Raw genomic sequence first — 16,272 nt, 5'->3', positions numbered from 1 at the left:
AGCGCTCTGGACGCTTTAGTCTAGGTTCGAATCCTAGTTCCCCAGTTTTCTACTTTTCCGAGTAAGCTTTGGGACCAGCAGCAACACGCTGCTGGTCCCTTTTTATTTGGCCCTTCCGCTGCGCGCAACTCTTGCGAGTTCTCCTTGGAGTGGAGCAATGAGAGACTGGAGAGGCCGCCGGCTGACATAACTGGTAAAGCAAACCTCAAGGTGAGGCGAACATGAAGCATTCCCAGCCACCAGGCTGTGTGACAGCGATTCTAGCGCTGTTGGGAATTCGGCTCGGCCCCGCGGAAGTCACGCGAGAGATGCCGTATCGAAAGCGGGATGATTTTCTGTCGGCCGCCGAGCTTTCCTTTTACCGGGTGCTGAGACTGGTGGTCAAAGGGCGTGTCGAAGTCTTGGCAAAAGTCAATCTAGCCGACATCGTCTTTGTCGCTCGACCCCACGAGAATCAAGCGTATCGCAACAAGATCGACCGTAAGCACGTCGATTTTCTTTGCTGCCACCCGACGACGATGAAGCCGCTTTTCGGCATCGAACTCGATGACCGAAGCCACCAACGCCTCGATCGAGTCGAACGAGACCATTTTGTGGATCAAGTCTTCCAGGTTGCCGGACTGCCGTTAGTCCGCTGCGTTGCAAAAGCGGCGTATGAGCCGAATCTACTTTTGGCGGAATTGGCTCCCTACTTGAGCAGTCATGATGACGCTCCGCCCATCGTAGTCGATACCGGCAGGGGACAGTCGCCGCTCTGTCCGAAGTGTGCCATTCCGATGGTGAGGCGCACGGCTTCGAAGGGGCAGAATGCCGGGAGGCAGTTCTGGGGCTGCTCGAACTATCCCCGCTGCAAGGAGCTCATTGGGTGAAGTTCTCGGGCAGCGCTATTCGGCGCGTATCAACCCGAACGCACGGGCGTCGATGAACGTGCCGCCTTGCTGATCGGGCATTCGTCGCAGTCCTGCTGCGGTGAAGCCGCTTTGGAGTAGCACGCGGGCCGAGGCGGCGTTCGTGGCGAAGGTGTCGGCTGGCGGGCAACTTGCGACGCCCGGCCGTTACTTTTCCATCAGCTTTTTGCTGACCGCTGCGAGCTGCTTGTCCGCCGGCAGCTTTTGCGTCTCCTCGACCCACTTCTGGAAAGCCGGGTCCGTGTAGGCGAGCTGCTGCTTGCCTAGTCCCTAGTCCCTAGTCCCTCGCCCCTCGCCCCTTTCCTGTTCCGAACTCGCCGGCGTCGTACTTCTTCCAGAACTCGGCGGCGGGGAGAATCGTGGTAGGTGCGGAGCTGGCATTCAAATGCTTCAGAACCGGCGAAGCACGAATCGCCTCGATGCCACGAGTGACCTTGGCGGGTGAAAAACTTAAGTCCACCAACGACTCACGGGACACTGGAGACAAGTCCGTTACATTGGTATTGGCGCAATGAAAACTGACAAGCGGCATGCCCGCCAGCGGCGTGAGATCGAAGACCAATTTACAAGCATCAAGGTTGAGATGCGTTAGTTTCATCCCGCGCAGGGGCGCGAGATCGGAAACCTGGCTGCCATTGCAACCCAAACCAGTCAGGGGCAGCCCGCGAATCGGGGCCAGATTGGCCACCGGCGTGCCGCTGATGCCCAAGTATGTCAGCGGTAAGTTCGCGAGCGGCGTTAGATCGGATACGCGCGTTTCACTGCAACGCAGCATTTGCAACGACGTGCGACTTAACGGTGAAAGGTCAGTTAAGGCCGCTTTTCGGGGGTTGTTGACCGCCGAGCAGTCCAAATTGATCAGCCCTGGCAACGCCAGCACGGGAGAGATATCGGTCACGTTGTCCGACGAGAATGACAACCCAATCACCACGCCACTTTTGATTGTAAAAGCCGCCATCCATGCGGCCGGCGTGAACTGGCCATCGAACCCTGGGTTCAACTCCATCAGCTTCTTGCTGACCGCTGCGAGCTGCTGTTCGGCCGACAGCTTTTGCGTCTCGGCCACCCATTGTTGGAACACCGGCGTTGTGTAGGCAAGCGCCGGCTTGGCCGCGCCCGCGTTCGCCCCCGGCTTGAGCTCGCGCAATTCGATTGACCGAAATTCGAGCGGGGCTGACCCCTGATAGATGAACAGGGCCACGGCCCCCCGGGGGTGAAAGTTGGACGGATCGCGAATGTCGGTGGTCGTCGTCCCGTTCACCTGCACGACCAGGTGATTCCCCTCGGCAATCACATCGAGCGTGAACCACTCGTCAGCGGGCACCGGCGATTCCGTCAATTTATTGCCGGTGGCATTGGTGGTGGGGCGCATGATGTACATGCTGCCGGTCTTGTGGGAATCGATCGGACTGCTGGCGTTGATTTTGGCCTGGTAGCCTGAGGCATAGGGGCCTTTCGTCTTTCCCGCGGCGTCCCGTTCGATCGACGCGCGGACGTACAAGCCGGCACTCGTTCCCGGGCCGACGCGCGTGACAGCGCGAAGATGAAAATCGGTGTAATCACCGCGATCGGTGAACAAATAGGTGTTGCCGCCCGTGCCAGTCAGGACGCCGTTCTCGACGCGCCAATTGCCCGGGAACGCTGGATCGGTCTTCCAGCCGGTCAAGTCCTTGCCGTTGAATAGGGGTGCGAAATCGTCGGCTGACGCCGCCATTGCCGCCCCGTCCCATTCGATCTTGCAATTGGGAAGGGCTTTTTGCAGCGAGGCCACGCCCGCGGCGGAAATCTTCGTCGTCTTGGCTTGGACGATCGCCAGGCTCTGGCACTGTTCTAGCGGAGCCAGGTCAGCCACCGTCGAGCGATCGCACCAAAACGTCTGCAACGGCAGGCCCGCCAATGGCGAAAGATCCCGTACCGGCGTCCCGAGCACCGAGAGATACGTCAGCGGCATCCCCTTGATCGGCGACAGGTCGGCAACCAGCGAGTAACCGATATTCAGCCGCGTCAGTCGCATGCCACGCAGCGGCGACAGATCGATGACCGACGTGTTGTAGATCATCAGGTTCGTGAACTGCATCCCTTCGAGCGGTGACAAGTCGGAAAAGGTGACTCGTGTTTGACCAGCCACCTTGCCACTGAAGACTTTTAAACCCGCCAAGGCTCGCAGCGGAGAAATGTCGAGCACTCGGTCGAGATAGATGCCCAGCTCGGTGACGGCGCCGGATTCGATTTTCGGCACACCCTTGCCGTCGAAACCCGTGAGTTGACCGTCGAACCCAGGGTTCAGTTCCGTGAGCTTCTTGCGCACCGCGTCGAGTTGCTTCTCGGGCGCAAGCGTCGAGGCGACGGCGACCCAGTTCTTGAACTCCGGCGTCTTGTACGTCGTGACCCGTCCAAGTTGGAACGTAGTCTGCCCTTCGTCCTGCCTCAATTCCACCGTCGTGCCCGGGGCGGTTTGCACTTTGACACCCGGTTGGGCCTCGACTCGGGCGACTTCGTTCCCTGGCTTGTCACGGAAAACAAACCACCACAGCCCCAAGGCCAGCACCACGAATCCCGCCCCCCCGGCGCCGACGAGCATCGGCACGTTCTTGTTGGGCGGCTTCCCCTGGCCGGCGGTCTTCTGCTTGGCGATCGCTTTTTGGGTTCGCGGGTCGGCCGTCTGGATGAATGTTTCCGGCGAATGGATCGCCTTGAGCTGCTGGTGCGCCATCATCACCGACAGATCGGCCGAGTCGACGGTTGACGACCATGAGGACCACGAACCAGAGTTCGACAAGCCGGACTCCGACACGGCCCCCTGGCATCGCTCCAAGTCGGCCACCACTTCCCCCATCGTCTGGTAGCGATCTTCGACCCGCTTGGCCACCATCCGCGTGAACACCGCTTCAAGCTGCTCGGGCACCTCGGGGCGCTCTTTGTGGAGGGACGGAATTGGCTGTTGCGTGTGGGCGAAGATCTTTTCGACGACCGTTTCGCCCCTGTACACGGCGCGGCCGACAACCAGGTAATACAGCGAACAGCCCAAGCTATAAATGTCGGCCCGCGCGTCGGCGTGTTTGGTGTTCATCGCCTGCTCGGGGCTCATGTAGTCGACCGTCCCCATCACGGCCCCGGTCCCGGTCAACTCGGCCTGGGCCCCCCCGGGCGATTCGATGCGGGCGAGCCCCATGTCAAGAATCTTGACCGTCCCCTCGATGTCGAGCAGCAAGTTCGCCGGCTTGATGTCCCGGTGGACGACCCCTTTGCGGTGGGCGAACTCCAGTCCGCGCGCCGCCTGCAAGATGCAATTCAACGCTTTCGACACCGGCAACGGGCCGTCCTTCTTGACCGTGGCCGACAAGTCGCGCCCATCGACGAATTCCATCACCAGAAAGTGCGCCGCGCCGGCCTGCCCCGCGTCGTAAGCGGCGACGATGTGATGGTGGCTGAGCTTGGCGGCGGCGACGACTTCGCGTTGAAACCGCGCCAGCGCCGCGGCATCGCGGGTCATGGTCGGCGGCAACATCTTGACCGCGACCGTGCGCTCCATGCGCCGGTGGATCGCTTTGAACACTTGCCCCATGCCGCCGGCGCCGATCCGATCGGTAATAGTGTACTCGCCCAGGATCAGCGCCTTGGCCTTGCCCGCCTTGATTTGCGTAGCCTGAAACTGCGTCAGCTCGCCCGACTTGACCAACTCGGCAATCAACTCGTCGCCGGTCTGTGGATTGGCCTTTGGGGGCACGAATTTTTCGAGCTTGCCCGTCGAAATAATGCTCGACTCGGCGAGCTGCTTGACGACGGCGTTGAGGTCAGTTGCCACGAGATCGATTTCCAGCGCGGAGTCCGAGTGCAAAAGGCCGGTCTCGATTATACATGCCCCCTAATCGGAGTAAAAACATTTGGCCAGCGCGATTCCGGGCATTTCGTCGCATGTCTTGGCCTTAGGGCGCGTGCCACTGTTCAGAAGCGGCGGCGCCAGTTCCCTATTTGCAGTACGCTGGCCCCAGGCCGCGTAGAATCCAGCCCTTCCCTTTCACGCCACCTTCCCATTCATAGCGCCATCGAAAACATGAATCGCCGCCTGCTCATTACGTCGTGTCTGACTTTCTGCTTTTTGCATTGCGAGACCTGCATGGCCGAAGCCCCTCCTGCCGCGCCCGTCAAACCGGTGGTCGACGACTACCACGGCACACGGATCACCGACCCGTATCGCTACATGGAAGACTTCAAGGCCCCGGACGTTCAAGCCTGGGTCAAGCGGCAAGCCGACTACACCGATGCCACGCTGCACGCCATTCCTGGCCGCGCGGCACTATTGAAGCGGATCGACGAACTGGACGCCGGCACGCCGTTCACATTGTTCGGCATCACGCGGCGGCCGAACGGCGACTTGTTCTACTTCAAGCAGTTGGCCAGCGAGAACGTCGCCAAGGTCTACCTGCGCGACGGTCGCACCGGGGCCGAGCGGCTGCTGATCGATCCCGAGAAGTTCCCCAAGCAAGACCCCAGCGATCACTTCACGCTCAGCTTTTATCGCGTCGCGCCGGATGGTTCGAAGCTGCTGTATGGCTTCGCGGCATCGGGCTCGGAACAGACCTCGTTGAAGGTGTTTGACCTGGCCGCCGAGCGCGACTTGCCCGACACGATCGACCGGCTGGAAAGCGAATACGCCCTGCCGGCCTGGCTGCCTGACAGCCGAGCCTTCACTTACAGCCGCCGGCGCAAGTTGCCCGACGACGCCCCCGCGACCGAAGGTTACAAGTTCACCCAGGCGTTCCTGCACCGGCTCGGGGGCGACGTGGACCGGAATGTGTACCTCTTCGGCAACGGCGCGACCAATTCGCCGGCGATGGGGGAGATGGACTTTCCGGCGGTGTTGATTCCGATTGGTTCCGAGTGGGCCATTGGTCAGATCAAGCACGGGGACGAGACCGACATCACCCTCTATGCCGCGCGTCGCGGCCAGCTTGGTTCGCCAGACATCAAATGGACGAAGGTCTGTGGTCGCGAGGATCTGGTCACCAGCTTTGCCGTCCAGGGCGACGACATTTACCTGCTGACGGCCCACGATGCGCCGCGCTTCAAGGTCGTTCGGGCGCCGCTGGCCGCGCCCGACTTGGCGAAGGCCGAAGTCGTGATCGCGCCGGGCGTGGCTGTGGTCGATTCGGTGGCCGTGGCGGCCGACGCGCTTTACGTGGGCATCTTGGACGGCGTTCCTCATCGATTGCTGCGCGTACCGTTCGCGTCGGACGCGAAGCCGACGCCGATCGCGCTGCCGGCTGACGAGCCTTCGGGACACGTCGAAGCAATCCGGGCCGACCTGCCCGGCGCGTTGGTGCGCACCCACTCGTGGACGCGCGAGGGAAGCTTGTACCAGTATGACCCGGCGAGCAACGCGCTGACCGACACTAAACTGTTGCCACGGGGGCAATTCGACGCTCCCGATTGGCTCACCTCGACCGAAGTGATGGTCGCCAGCCACGACGGCGTGCGCGTGCCGCTGTCGATCATTCATCGCCGCGATATCAAGCTCGACGGCTCGAACCCCACGATCATCTCGGGCTACGGCGCTTACGGCATGATCGCGTCGATGGGTTTCGACCCGACGAACCTGGCCTGGTTCGAGCGTGGCGGCGTGGCGGCCGTGGCCCATGTGCGCGGCGGTGGCGCGTTTGGCAAGGAGTGGCACCACGCGGGTCGCCGCGCGACCAAGCCGAACACCTGGAAAGACTTCATCGCCTGTGCCGAGCATCTGGTTAATGCCGGTTACACTTCGCCACAGCGCCTGGCCGGCAAGGGGGGGAGCGCCGGCGGCATTCTGATCGGCCGCGCGATCACCGAACGCCCCGATCTGTTCGCGGCCGCCAACATCGCCGTCGGCTGCGTCGATCTCTTGCGCTTCGAGACGACGATGAACGGCCCGCCCAACGTCCCCGAGTTCGGCTCGGTCAGCAAGGCCGATGAGTTTCGCGGCTTGCTCGAAATGAGCACGCTGCATCACATTCAGGATGGCGCGAAGTACCCGGCCGTGATCCTGACCCACGGCATCAACGACCCGCGGGTTGAACCTTGGCAATCGGCCAAGGCGACGGCCCGGTTTCAGGCCGCGACCAGCAGCGGCCGGCCGATCCTGTTTCGCGTCGATTATCATTCGGGGCACGGCATTGGTTCGACCCGCACCCAGCGCCACGAAGAAAAAGCCGACGTCTGGTCGTTCTACTTATGGCAATTCGGTATGCCAGAGTTCCAGCCGAAGTAATGATCAGTCGTTCGAGCCGCGTTGTTCAATGACATTAGCCCCCGGTCAATGACCGGGGGCCTTGTGCATTGCGATTCGGCCCTCGGTGACTCACCGGAGGCTAAAGATCACGTGGGTGCCTTTGGCGTGAATAGCGCCACGCTGGCCGTAAAGCCGTGCAAGAAGTTGCGGCCGCCGATGGGGCCCATTTCTCCCATCGCGAAGAAGCCCGCCACGGGGATGTCCCCCAGCACGTCGCGTAGCGCCGCGGCATCGTGATTTGGCTCGGGAAACAATCGCGTTCCGCGGCCATTGCAGGTGAACAGCAGCGCGCCGGCCGAACCGGCATCGATCGCCGGTCGGGCCGCGCTCAACAACTCGCGTAAATCTTCGTCGGCGGACACCGCGTCGCGAACATGAAACTGCACGGTCTGCCCGGTGCGGACCAGGTCGCCAATGGCGATCGCCCCGCTGGTTCGATCGGCGCCGATGCAATTGCGAACCAAAAAGTCGCCCCGCGTGAACGCGGCCTGTTGCTCGTTGATCACTCGCCCCACGTGCAGACCGTTCTGGACGAGTTCCTGCTCAGCCGCGGAGAGGCCGTCGAAAACCTCCTGGAACACGGCCAGCGCCGGCCGGCCGCTGAGTTCAAAGATGACTTCGCGCTCCGACTTGGTAATCACCAGCGGCCGGCCGATCGGCCGGCAACCTTGCGACACCACCGACCGGATCGCGAAGTCGCCATGCAGCAGAACCGCGACCGCGCCGCTGTCGTACGCCGTGCCATTCAAGAAGACCTGATTCTGCCCGGGGCGCTGCGCCCCGCTGGCCATGCCACCCAGGACTGGAATGCCCGGCTGGTCTTCGTTCAATCGCTTCAGCAATGCATCGGCCGGAAACGTGAACGGCTCGCCCAACGCGATCAGCGCCGAGCCCGTTGGCCAGGCGGCGGGCAAGTCGCTTGGCCAGCCGGTAAAGACGCCCCCTTCGGGCGTCCGCTCGAATTCGAGTCGCATCGGCTGGATCGTCGCGCCGGGCAGGCATGCGCCCCAAACCGACAGGGCAGGGGTGCCTTCCACTTCACGCCCGCGACCGACGATCGCTTCGCCAGTGCAGCCGATCAAGGTCCGCGCGCCGAGCGCCTCGCGCACTTGCTCCAACATCGGCGCGAAGTCCGGGCCGTGGTGGGGCGGGACAAAGCAAACCGCCAAGTCGGCGCCGCGGCCCAGGCCCTCGCGCACCTGTTGGCAGACTTCCTCGACCGCGGCCGCGGTGTCAGGAAGTTCAGACATCGCCGAAGCGAAGCGCAATGTCGCGGTAGTCGCAGTGTCAGATCTTTGCTGGATAGGCATGTGGCATTTTTTCCGCGGATGAGAACGTCCCGCACGAGCGATGCGAGGCAAACGCACCATAGGATGCCACGAAAGCTCGGGGACCGCCATCCCCGGGGCAAAACCTCGCGATTAAGAGAGTTTGCGTACCGCGTCGCGGGCCTGTTCCACGGTCGGATAGTCGCGAGATTGTTTGCCGTGGAAGAAATGAATCGACGACGCCAGCAAGTACGGCCGCCAGATCGGGCTGATGCGCTCGGCGTCTTCCAGAATCGCCGCCTGAAGCTTGAAATCGTGCGTGTCGGTCGTCGTCTTCTGACAGAGCCAACTCCGGGCTTGCTGCATGAACAGCGCGGCCGCCTCGGGCCGGCGCGACGTCAGGTGGAACATCTTGCGGCAGGCCAAATCGGCGTCGGCCCGCTCGCCGTACGTCGTCGTCCCCTGGCTCGTCTTGGCGTCCCACGAATACCAGCGCTCGGGCAACAGCGAAAAGATTTCGCCGACCGCTTCTTCGTTCGATTCCGGCACCGACGCCTCGGGCAAGTGGACCAGTTCGATGTCGCGCAGCCATTTGCTGGCCCCATCGGCCCGGGTCTTTTCGGCGGTCCAGCCGACGCCTTGCAGCAGCATCAACAACCGCGCGCGATCCGAAGTGGTCGTGCGGAATGCGAAGTGAATGGCGTTCAACGAAGTGTTGCTATGCACCGGGCGGCTGGCGACGCCCCAGCCGGTGTCGTGCCGGACCATCAACTCGCCCGCGCCCAGGTGGGCCGCGTCCCAGATGGCCGTCGCGCCGACGCCGTCGTGCAACTGCTGAATCGCTAGCTCGCAGGCCTCGTGCGGCTTGCCGGTGCGCATCAATTCGAGCATGGCCAGCGTGGCTGCGCGGTTCACGCCGCCGCCGGCCCAGTCATGCGGGAGCGTGTCAAAATGTTTCTCGACTCGGGCCGCGTTTGGCGCGTACGTGCCGTCGGGCAGCAACCGGCTGTAAAGCCGGAACAAATCCTGGATGGCGAAGCGGAGCGCCGCTTCGGGTTCCTGCCAGCCGATGACTTCTAGCGTGCGGAAGCAGTTCGAGATCAGAATCGCGCCGTGGCCGCCGATGCCGCCGTTGCGAATGGCCAATTGCCACATCGACTCGATCAGCTCGCGCGTCCGCCCGCCGCGTACTAGCGCAATCACGGCGCGCTCGGCGCCGTCGACATCAAGCTTGGCCACGGCGGCGTCGAAGTCGGCGGCTGCCCGCTCCGGCGCTGGGAGCGCGCCGGTCATTTCGGCCAATGGCTCGCTGGGAAAATCGGCCTGGTGAACCTTGAAGACATCGACTGCCCAAAACAGTGGCAGCAGCTTTTCCTCGGGACGGACGGCCTGGCACGTCTGATGAACCGAGATCATCTTGTAGACGTCGTGTCCGGCGTTGTTCTTGCGCACCGCAGCCAGAAACACCGCCGCCAAGAAGCGATCGTACGGCAGCCCGCCGCGCAACTGCTCGACCAGCGCCGGAAAGCATTGTTCGCGAGGCGTCGTTTCGAGCAGGCGGACGATTGGCTCGATGTCGTTGCCAAAGCGAACCGGCTTGCGCACGTCGGCGGTCGATTCCGCCGCGCGGGCGACGATTTCTCCAAACGGGCGAAACGGGCTCAAATCGGCCAGGCCCAAAAGCGAAGCGCCGGCAGCCGATTGCAACAAACGGCGACGAGAGGTGGGCATGGCAAGGGCCCTTTCGGCGAGGGGGGCGATGCGGGCGGGTGGCGGGAGCTGACACCATGATAACGCGATGGCGTTACAGACCGCCAATCGGCGGACTCCACGGCGCAGGAGTGTGCGGCGATTTGGGGTATACTGGGAGGGCTCGCGAACCCGCTGCAACTTCCAACCTGGACCTGTCGTTTGCCTTCCGCCAAGACTGCCATTGGTTCTTCCACCACCACTCCGGCTGCCGGCAATGGCCAGCCGGCCGATGCACCGCAAGTGGTCGACGTCCCCTGCACCGGTTGTGGCTGCGTGTGTGACGACCTGACCATTGGCACACGCGACGGGGCGATTGTCGAACTGTCGGTGAATTGTGACTTGGCGCGCGAGTGGTTTGGAAACGCTGTAACGGCCGCGCGCGATGCGACCCCGGTTCAGATCAACGGTCGGCCGGCCACGCTCGAAACGGCTCTGGCCGAGGCGGCCAAGTTGCTGTCGAACGCGACGTCGCCGCTGATCTATGGCCTGAGCGAAACGAACTGCGAAGCCCAGCGTCAGGCGGTGGCCCTTGCCGACGAACTGGGGGCGGTCCTCGATACGCCGACCAGCCATCAACATGGGCCGACCGGCATGGCGCTAAACGCCGTCGGCGAGGTGACCTGCTCGCTGGGCGAGGTCCGGCATCGCGGCGACGTGATCGTGTTTTGGCGCTGCGACCCAGCGATTTCGCATCCGCGCTACTTCGAGCGTTACTCGCTCGACGCCCCCGGTGAGTTCCTGCCCGGGGGGCGTCGCAACCGATACTGCATCGTGATCGGCGCCGAGCGCACCGCGACGGCCGAGCGCGCCGACGAGTTTATCGCGCTGGCCGAAGGGCGTGATTTCGAGGCGCTCTGGACCTTGCGCGCCTTGGTGCGCGGGCTGCCCCTGGACGCAGCGACGGTGTTGCGTCAGACGGGCGTGGCGCTCGACGTGTGGCGCACGCTGGCCGAGCGTTTAAAGCAAGCCAGCTTTGGCGTCCTGGTGTTCGACGAAGAATTGCCGGCTGGGCCGGGGCGTGAGCTGAACATCGAAGCGATTGAAGCGCTGGCCTGCGACTTGAACGCTCACACCCGCGCGGTTTGTACGCCGCTTCGCGCCGCGGCCGGGTCGGCAGGGGCCGACGATGTGATCCTCTGGCAGACCGGCTACCCATTTGCCGTCAACCTGGCCCGCGGGTTTCCCCGCTACAACGGTCGCGAGTTCTCGGCCGTCGAACTGGTCGAGCGAGGGGAAGTCGACGTGGTGCTGGTCGTCGCGGCCGATCCACTGGCCGACTGGCCCGAGCGGGCGCGACAGGCGCTCGCCAAGTTGCCGGTGATTTGCATCGACAGTCGCGACACAGCCACACGTCGCGAGGCGCGCATCGCGCTGGCCACGGCACCCTATGGCGTGTCGGTCGGTGGCACGGTTCACCGCATGGACGAAGTGCCGTTGCCGCTAAGGCCGGTGCTGTCGAGCGAGCTTTTGAGCGACGAGGAAATCCTCACGCGACTGACGGCGCTCATACGACGAGGCGGATAGTACGCTAGCTGTATAGCCCTTGCGGCCCGACGGCGGGGAATGCGTCGCGAATGTGCTCGACCGTCGGCTCGCGGGCCTCGACCGGCCAGGTGAGAGCGACGACGTCGAATCGCGTCGCCTGCCCCAGCAGCCCGAACCGTTTGAGGTAGCCGAGCGCCGCGCGGGTGACGCGGCGTTGCTTCTCGGGGCCGATCGTATCGAGGGGCGTGCCGTGATCGACCGAACTGCGAGTGCGCACTTCGACGAACACCAGCGTGCGACCTTCGACGGCCACCAGGTCGATCTCACCGGTTCGGGTGCGCTGGCCGCGAGCCACGATCTGATAGCCCTGACGACGCAGGAACTTCGCGGCCCAGCGCTCGCCGCGCAAGCCCAACGGCACCGGCGGGCGGCGTAACCAGCGCGCGAGCTGCTCGGCGAGCCAGCGCATGAAAGAGAGGCTAGGGGCTAGGGATTAGGGGCTAGGGCGGACGCCAGGAGTCTGACGTACATAATCAAGCTTCACTGCTTAGAAATGCCAATTGTCGGGAACCGTGGCGTCCTTGGGGACGATTGCGATGCCGTCGCGGATCAACGCGATGTCGCTGTCGGGCGTCTCCTGGACGTGCCGGTCGTTCTTGATGCGGACGTTCGACCCGACACGACAGTTCTTGTCGATGATCGCGCCATCGATCAACGTGCCGGCGCCGATGCCCAGCAGCGGCCTGCCGGTCTTCTTGTCGGCCTCGATTTCCTCGGGCATCTGGTACATGTCGTTGCCCATCACGATCGAATTGCGAATCGTGACGTTCTTGCCGATGACGCAGCGCAGGCCAATGATGCTGTTCTCGATGACGGCCCCTTCGTCGATCGTGCAGCCGTCGCTGATCAGGCTGCGTTTGATCGTCGCGCCCGAGACCTGCGACGCCGCCAGGAACCGGGCGCGAGTGTAGATCGCGCCGGCCGCCGCCATCATGTCGAACTCGGGATTGGCCTGGCACAATTGCAGGTTGGAGTCGTAAAACGCCTTGATCGTCCCGATGTCTTCCCAATAGCCGTCGAACAGGTGGACCTGCACGCGGTTGGTGCGGATCGACGTCGGAAAGATTTCCTTGCCAAAATCGTGGTAGTCGGTTTTGCTCAGCAGATCAACGAGCTTGTCTCGATTGAACAGATAGATGCCCATGCTGGCCAGGCAATCGCGTCCGCGGCTGGGAATGCCGCGCGCTTCGATCCAGGCCGGGTCGGTTCGGACGTGTTCGAGTTCCTGTTCGGTCTTGGGCTTTTCCAGGAAGCCCATCACGCGCCCTTCGTCGTTCAGACGCATGATGCCAAAGCCGGCCGCTTGCGAGCGATCGACCGGCAACGCGGCAATGGTGACGTCGGCGTTGCTCTCTTGATGCGTCTTGAGCATCTGCCGATAGTCCATCCGATAGAGCTGATCGCCCGACAGGATCAGCACATAGTCAATGCCCGGCTGCTGCAGGTAGCGGAGGTGCTGCCGTACCGCGTCGGCGGTTCCTTGATACCAGTCGGTGGCGTCGTTCGTTTGTTGAGCGGCCAGCAATTCGACAAAGCCGCCGCTGAACGGGTCGAAGTTGTAGGTGCGACGGATGTGTCGGTGCAAACTGACCGACAGGAACTGGGTCAGCACGTAGATGCGATTGATATCGCTGTTCAAGCAATTCGACAACGGAATGTCGATCAGCCGGTACTTCCCCGCCAGCGGTACGGCCGGCTTGGCCCGGAACTTGGTCAACGGATAAAGCCGGGTACCGCGGCCGCCCCCGAGCACGACTGCCACAACATTCGACATGATTGCTCCTTGCCTGCGATGCTCGAGCCGCGAAACCTTTGCCCAGGGATCGGCGGCGTCAGTCCTCATCGTATGTAAAGCCAATGGCCGGTTCTAGCTGCCGTAACAGAATCCGAAAAAATCACGAGGCCATTCCCGGACGTACCACCTGTCCGTTCGCCACGGTCGGCAGACTCGCTGGGCAAGTTGGTAAGGTTTACCGGGTTTTCCGCCGCGGGCTTTACGCCGTGGGGCGAGTCTGTCGTCGGTCGCCCGGCGGCGCTATAATGGTGGTTCCTACGCCGATTCCCAGTTGCGACGTTCCGGTTCGCATCGATCTGAGAAGCCCAATGTCTGACACGTACGACCCGCTCTACCTAAAGGGAATCGAGCTGTTTAATGTTTGTGATTTCTTTGAAAGCCATGAAGCCTGGGAAGAACTCTGGCAGGCCGACTTCGGGCCGTCCCGCAAGTTTTTACAGGGGTTGATTCAAGCGGCCGTGGCCTTGCACCATTTTGGCAACGGCAACATCCGCGGGGCCAAGAAGGTTTTTTACGGTTCGATGGGCTACCTCGAGCCGTATCGACCGCGGCACATGGGGCTGGACCTCGACAAGTTCACCGCCCAAATGAAGCAATGTTTTGCCGAAGTCGTGGCGGCGACCGAAACCTTTCCCAACCTGGAAATCGATCCCGAGCTAATCCCGGAAATCCATCTCGACCCGCCGCCGGCGTAACGAAACTCACTGACACGCGGCGATCGAACCTGGCGCGCCCATCCTTTCGCACCCTTTGAAAATATCTCGCGAGTGACCATGAGCGACTCGAACATGCACGGCAGTCTGGCCGGCGAATTGGACGAACCGGCTGGCAACTCGGCTGCGGCGGCCACCGCCATTGACCATGCCCGCATCGAACGCGCGGTGCGCGAAATCCTGGCCGCGGTCGGCGAGGATCCCGATCGGGAAGGCCTGCGCGAAACGCCGGCCCGCGTGGCCCGGATGTATGCCGAGCTGTTTGGTGGCTTGCACGACGAGCCGCGCCGGTACTTGAAAAAGTTCTTCACCGAGAAGTACGACGAGGTCGTGCTGGTCAAGAATATCAGCTTCAACAGCATGTGCGAGCATCACATGTTGCCGTTCATTGGCCAGGCGCATATCGGTTACCTGCCGAATGGGCGCGTGATCGGTCTGAGCAAATTGGCCCGCGTGGTCGAAGCGGTGGCCCGGCGCCCGCAGGTGCAAGAGCGAATGACCGAGACGATTGCCGACCTGCTGGTCGAGGAACTCGACGCCAAGGGGGTGGCGGTGGTCATCGAGGCCTCACACAGTTGCATGACCATTCGCGGCATTCGCAAGCCCGGGAGCGTCTGCGTCACCTCGGCCATGCGCGGCATCTTCCGCTCGCACGTGTCGAGCCGCGCCGAGATCATGAACCTGATCTACGGTCACACGAAGTAATGACCTGGCGCGTTGACGCGCCGCGCGGGCGCGTGTGACGGCCGGTTTCATGATCCCTGGCGGGCGGTGGTTGTTGTGTTGACGTTGAGCCAGTTTCTGCTGCGGTTGGCGTTCGGCTTTTGCGCCGCGATGACCATCGTCTCGCCCCGGTCGGTGACCAGCGGCTACTTTCGCAACAATTCGTACGTGGTGCTGGGGCTTGAAGCGCTGGCCACACTGGTGGCGCTGAGCGCTCCGGACGAAGCGCCGCTATACGTGTGGCCGCCGCTGGTCGGCGCGTTGGCGGCCTATGCGTCGGCCGCGGCCTGGTTGTACGAAAGCCCAGGCGGCGGGCGATTCGCGCTGATGACTACGGCCGTGTTGTCGGCGCTGGGGTTGTTTTTGGCTATGCCCGAGTCAGCGGGGGGGCATGTTGGCCTTCGCCTGTTTGATGCCGCCACGTCGGGGTTGCTGCTCGGGACGACACTCGCGGCGATGCTGCTGGGACACTGGTACTTGAATGCGCCGGGTATGAAGCTTGCGCCGCTGCGGCTGTTGATCGGGGGGATGATGCTCGCCGTGGCGCTGCGCGCGGCCGCGTCAGGGCTAGGGCTTTGGCATGCGGTCGACGAAAACTTGCTGCCCGAATCGACCCAGTATTGGATGCTCTGGCTCCGCTGGCTGACGGGCATTGCCGGCACGGCGGTTACCGGCGTGATGGCCTGGCTGACGCTGCGGATTCCCAATACACAGAGCGCCACTGGCATTTTGTACGTGTCGGTGATCTTCGTCTTCCTGGGGGAACTCTGCAGCCTGCTACTTTCGAGCGTGAGCGGACTTACGCTATGATGAACCGATGAACGTAACTTTCGATTGTGCCAAATGTCAGCACTCGGCGCGGGTTGAATTCGATGATTCGACCGAGGCCTTGGCCTGTCCCCATTGTCACGTCGAGTATCAGGTTCCCGCTGGGGCGATTCAAGTCGACAGCGTCACTCGATGCCTAGTTTGTCCCAGCAGCGACCTGTTCGTCCGCAAGGATTTTTCGCAGCGGCTGGGTGTGACGATCGTGGTGGTCGGGCTGGCGCTCAGCACCGTGACCTGGTACTACTATCAGATTTACTGGACCTACGGCATTCTGATGGCCACGGCGCTGGCGGACTTTGCCGCGTATTTTCTGGTGGGAGAGAACCTGACCTGTTATCGGTGCAACGCGCAATATCGCGGGGGCGTCAACATCGACCGGCATGGCTCGTTCGACTTGACGATTCACGAACGCTACCGGCAACAAACTGCTCGTCTGGCGAGCAAGGCCTGACGTGACGACCAAGGGCACGTCCTA

Annotated in this window: 12 protein-coding genes; 7 read left to right on the top strand and 5 right to left on the bottom strand. The window is 62.7% G+C overall.

Going from position 1 to position 16,272, the window contains the following annotated elements; translation table 11 throughout:
• Window positions 1-221 precede the first annotated feature (221 nt).
• Window positions 222-869 (top strand): DUF2726 domain-containing protein, encoded by a 648-nt coding sequence (locus JSS27_07675; GenBank protein ID MBS0208816.1) that lies wholly within the window; start codon window positions 222-224, stop codon window positions 867-869.
• A gap of 316 nt (window positions 870-1,185) precedes the next feature.
• On the opposite strand, the gene JSS27_07670 is transcribed toward JSS27_07675, so the two are convergent.
• Window positions 1,186-4,713, bottom strand: a complete 3,528-nt coding sequence (locus JSS27_07670) for a protein kinase (GenBank protein MBS0208815.1) — start codon at window positions 4,711-4,713, stop codon at window positions 1,186-1,188.
• 312 nt (window positions 4,714-5,025) lie between these two features.
• Here JSS27_07670 and JSS27_07665 point away from each other — a divergent pair, with 312 nt between their 5' ends.
• Window positions 5,026-7,152 (top strand): S9 family peptidase, encoded by a 2,127-nt coding sequence (locus tag JSS27_07665; GenBank protein ID MBS0208814.1) that lies wholly within the window; start codon window positions 5,026-5,028, stop codon window positions 7,150-7,152.
• A 107-nt stretch (window positions 7,153-7,259) separates the two neighbouring features.
• On the opposite strand, the gene JSS27_07660 is transcribed toward JSS27_07665, so the two are convergent.
• Window positions 7,260-8,441: an FIST C-terminal domain-containing protein gene (locus tag JSS27_07660; protein MBS0208813.1), complete on the bottom strand. Its 1,182-nt coding sequence runs from the start codon at window positions 8,439-8,441 to the stop codon at window positions 7,260-7,262.
• Between the two features lie 153 nt (window positions 8,442-8,594).
• Window positions 8,595-10,172 (bottom strand): hypothetical protein, encoded by a 1,578-nt coding sequence (locus JSS27_07655; GenBank protein MBS0208812.1) that lies wholly within the window; start codon window positions 10,170-10,172, stop codon window positions 8,595-8,597.
• A gap of 180 nt (window positions 10,173-10,352) precedes the next feature.
• Here JSS27_07655 and JSS27_07650 point away from each other — a divergent pair, with 180 nt between their 5' ends.
• Window positions 10,353-11,717: a formylmethanofuran dehydrogenase subunit B gene (locus tag JSS27_07650; GenBank protein ID MBS0208811.1), complete on the top strand. Its 1,365-nt coding sequence runs from the start codon at window positions 10,353-10,355 to the stop codon at window positions 11,715-11,717.
• Window positions 11,718-11,721: 4 nt separating this feature from the next.
• Here JSS27_07650 and JSS27_07645 read toward each other — a convergent pair whose 3' ends face one another.
• Window positions 11,722-12,147 (bottom strand): YraN family protein, encoded by a 426-nt coding sequence (locus JSS27_07645; protein ID MBS0208810.1) that lies wholly within the window; start codon window positions 12,145-12,147, stop codon window positions 11,722-11,724.
• 78 nt (window positions 12,148-12,225) lie between these two features.
• Window positions 12,226-13,512, bottom strand: a complete 1,287-nt coding sequence (locus JSS27_07640; protein ID MBS0208809.1) for a glucose-1-phosphate adenylyltransferase — start codon at window positions 13,510-13,512, stop codon at window positions 12,226-12,228.
• A 329-nt stretch (window positions 13,513-13,841) separates the two neighbouring features.
• Here JSS27_07640 and JSS27_07635 point away from each other — a divergent pair, with 329 nt between their 5' ends.
• The 4 genes from JSS27_07635 to JSS27_07620 all read left to right on the top strand — a co-directional run bounded on the left by JSS27_07635 (window position 13,842) and on the right by JSS27_07620 (window position 16,248).
• Window positions 13,842-14,228: a DUF309 domain-containing protein gene (locus JSS27_07635; protein MBS0208808.1), complete on the top strand. Its 387-nt coding sequence runs from the start codon at window positions 13,842-13,844 to the stop codon at window positions 14,226-14,228.
• 78 nt (window positions 14,229-14,306) lie between these two features.
• A complete protein-coding gene (folE, locus tag JSS27_07630) occupies window positions 14,307-14,951 on the top strand; it encodes a GTP cyclohydrolase I FolE (protein MBS0208807.1) in 645 nt (214 codons plus the stop codon).
• A gap of 12 nt (window positions 14,952-14,963) precedes the next feature.
• A complete protein-coding gene (locus JSS27_07625; protein ID MBS0208806.1) occupies window positions 14,964-15,779 on the top strand; it encodes a hypothetical protein in 816 nt (271 codons plus the stop codon).
• A 7-nt stretch (window positions 15,780-15,786) separates the two neighbouring features.
• Window positions 15,787-16,248 carry a hypothetical protein gene (locus JSS27_07620; protein MBS0208805.1) on the top strand — a complete coding sequence of 154 codons (462 nt, stop codon included), beginning with the start codon at window positions 15,787-15,789 and terminating at the stop codon, window positions 16,246-16,248.
• Window positions 16,249-16,272: the final 24 nt, after the last annotated feature.

This window comes from Planctomycetota bacterium (genome assembly GCA_018242585.1).
GTDB lineage: Bacteria > Planctomycetota > Planctomycetia > Pirellulales > PNKZ01 > JAFEBQ01.
Note: the sequence above shows the minus strand (reverse complement) of the source record. Positions and strands in the feature narration are given on the sequence as shown.

Bases quoted from the DNA above. Each gene is read 5' to 3' on its own strand.
- JSS27_07665 (MBS0208814.1), top strand. From the start codon at position 5,026: ATGGCCGAAGCCCCTCCTGCCGCGCCCGTCAAACCGGTGGTCGACGAC.
- JSS27_07620 (MBS0208805.1), top strand. From the start codon at position 15,787: ATGAACGTAACTTTCGATTGTGCCAAATGTCAGCACTCGGCGCGGGTT.
- JSS27_07645 (MBS0208810.1), bottom strand. From the start codon at position 12,147: ATGCGCTGGCTCGCCGAGCAGCTCGCGCGCTGGTTACGCCGCCCGCCG.
- JSS27_07655 (MBS0208812.1), bottom strand. From the start codon at position 10,172: ATGCCCACCTCTCGTCGCCGTTTGTTGCAATCGGCTGCCGGCGCTTCG.
- folE (MBS0208807.1), top strand. From the start codon at position 14,307: ATGAGCGACTCGAACATGCACGGCAGTCTGGCCGGCGAATTGGACGAA.
- JSS27_07635 (MBS0208808.1), top strand. From the start codon at position 13,842: ATGTCTGACACGTACGACCCGCTCTACCTAAAGGGAATCGAGCTGTTT.
- JSS27_07640 (MBS0208809.1), bottom strand. From the start codon at position 13,512: ATGTCGAATGTTGTGGCAGTCGTGCTCGGGGGCGGCCGCGGTACCCGG.
- JSS27_07675 (MBS0208816.1), top strand. From the start codon at position 222: ATGAAGCATTCCCAGCCACCAGGCTGTGTGACAGCGATTCTAGCGCTG.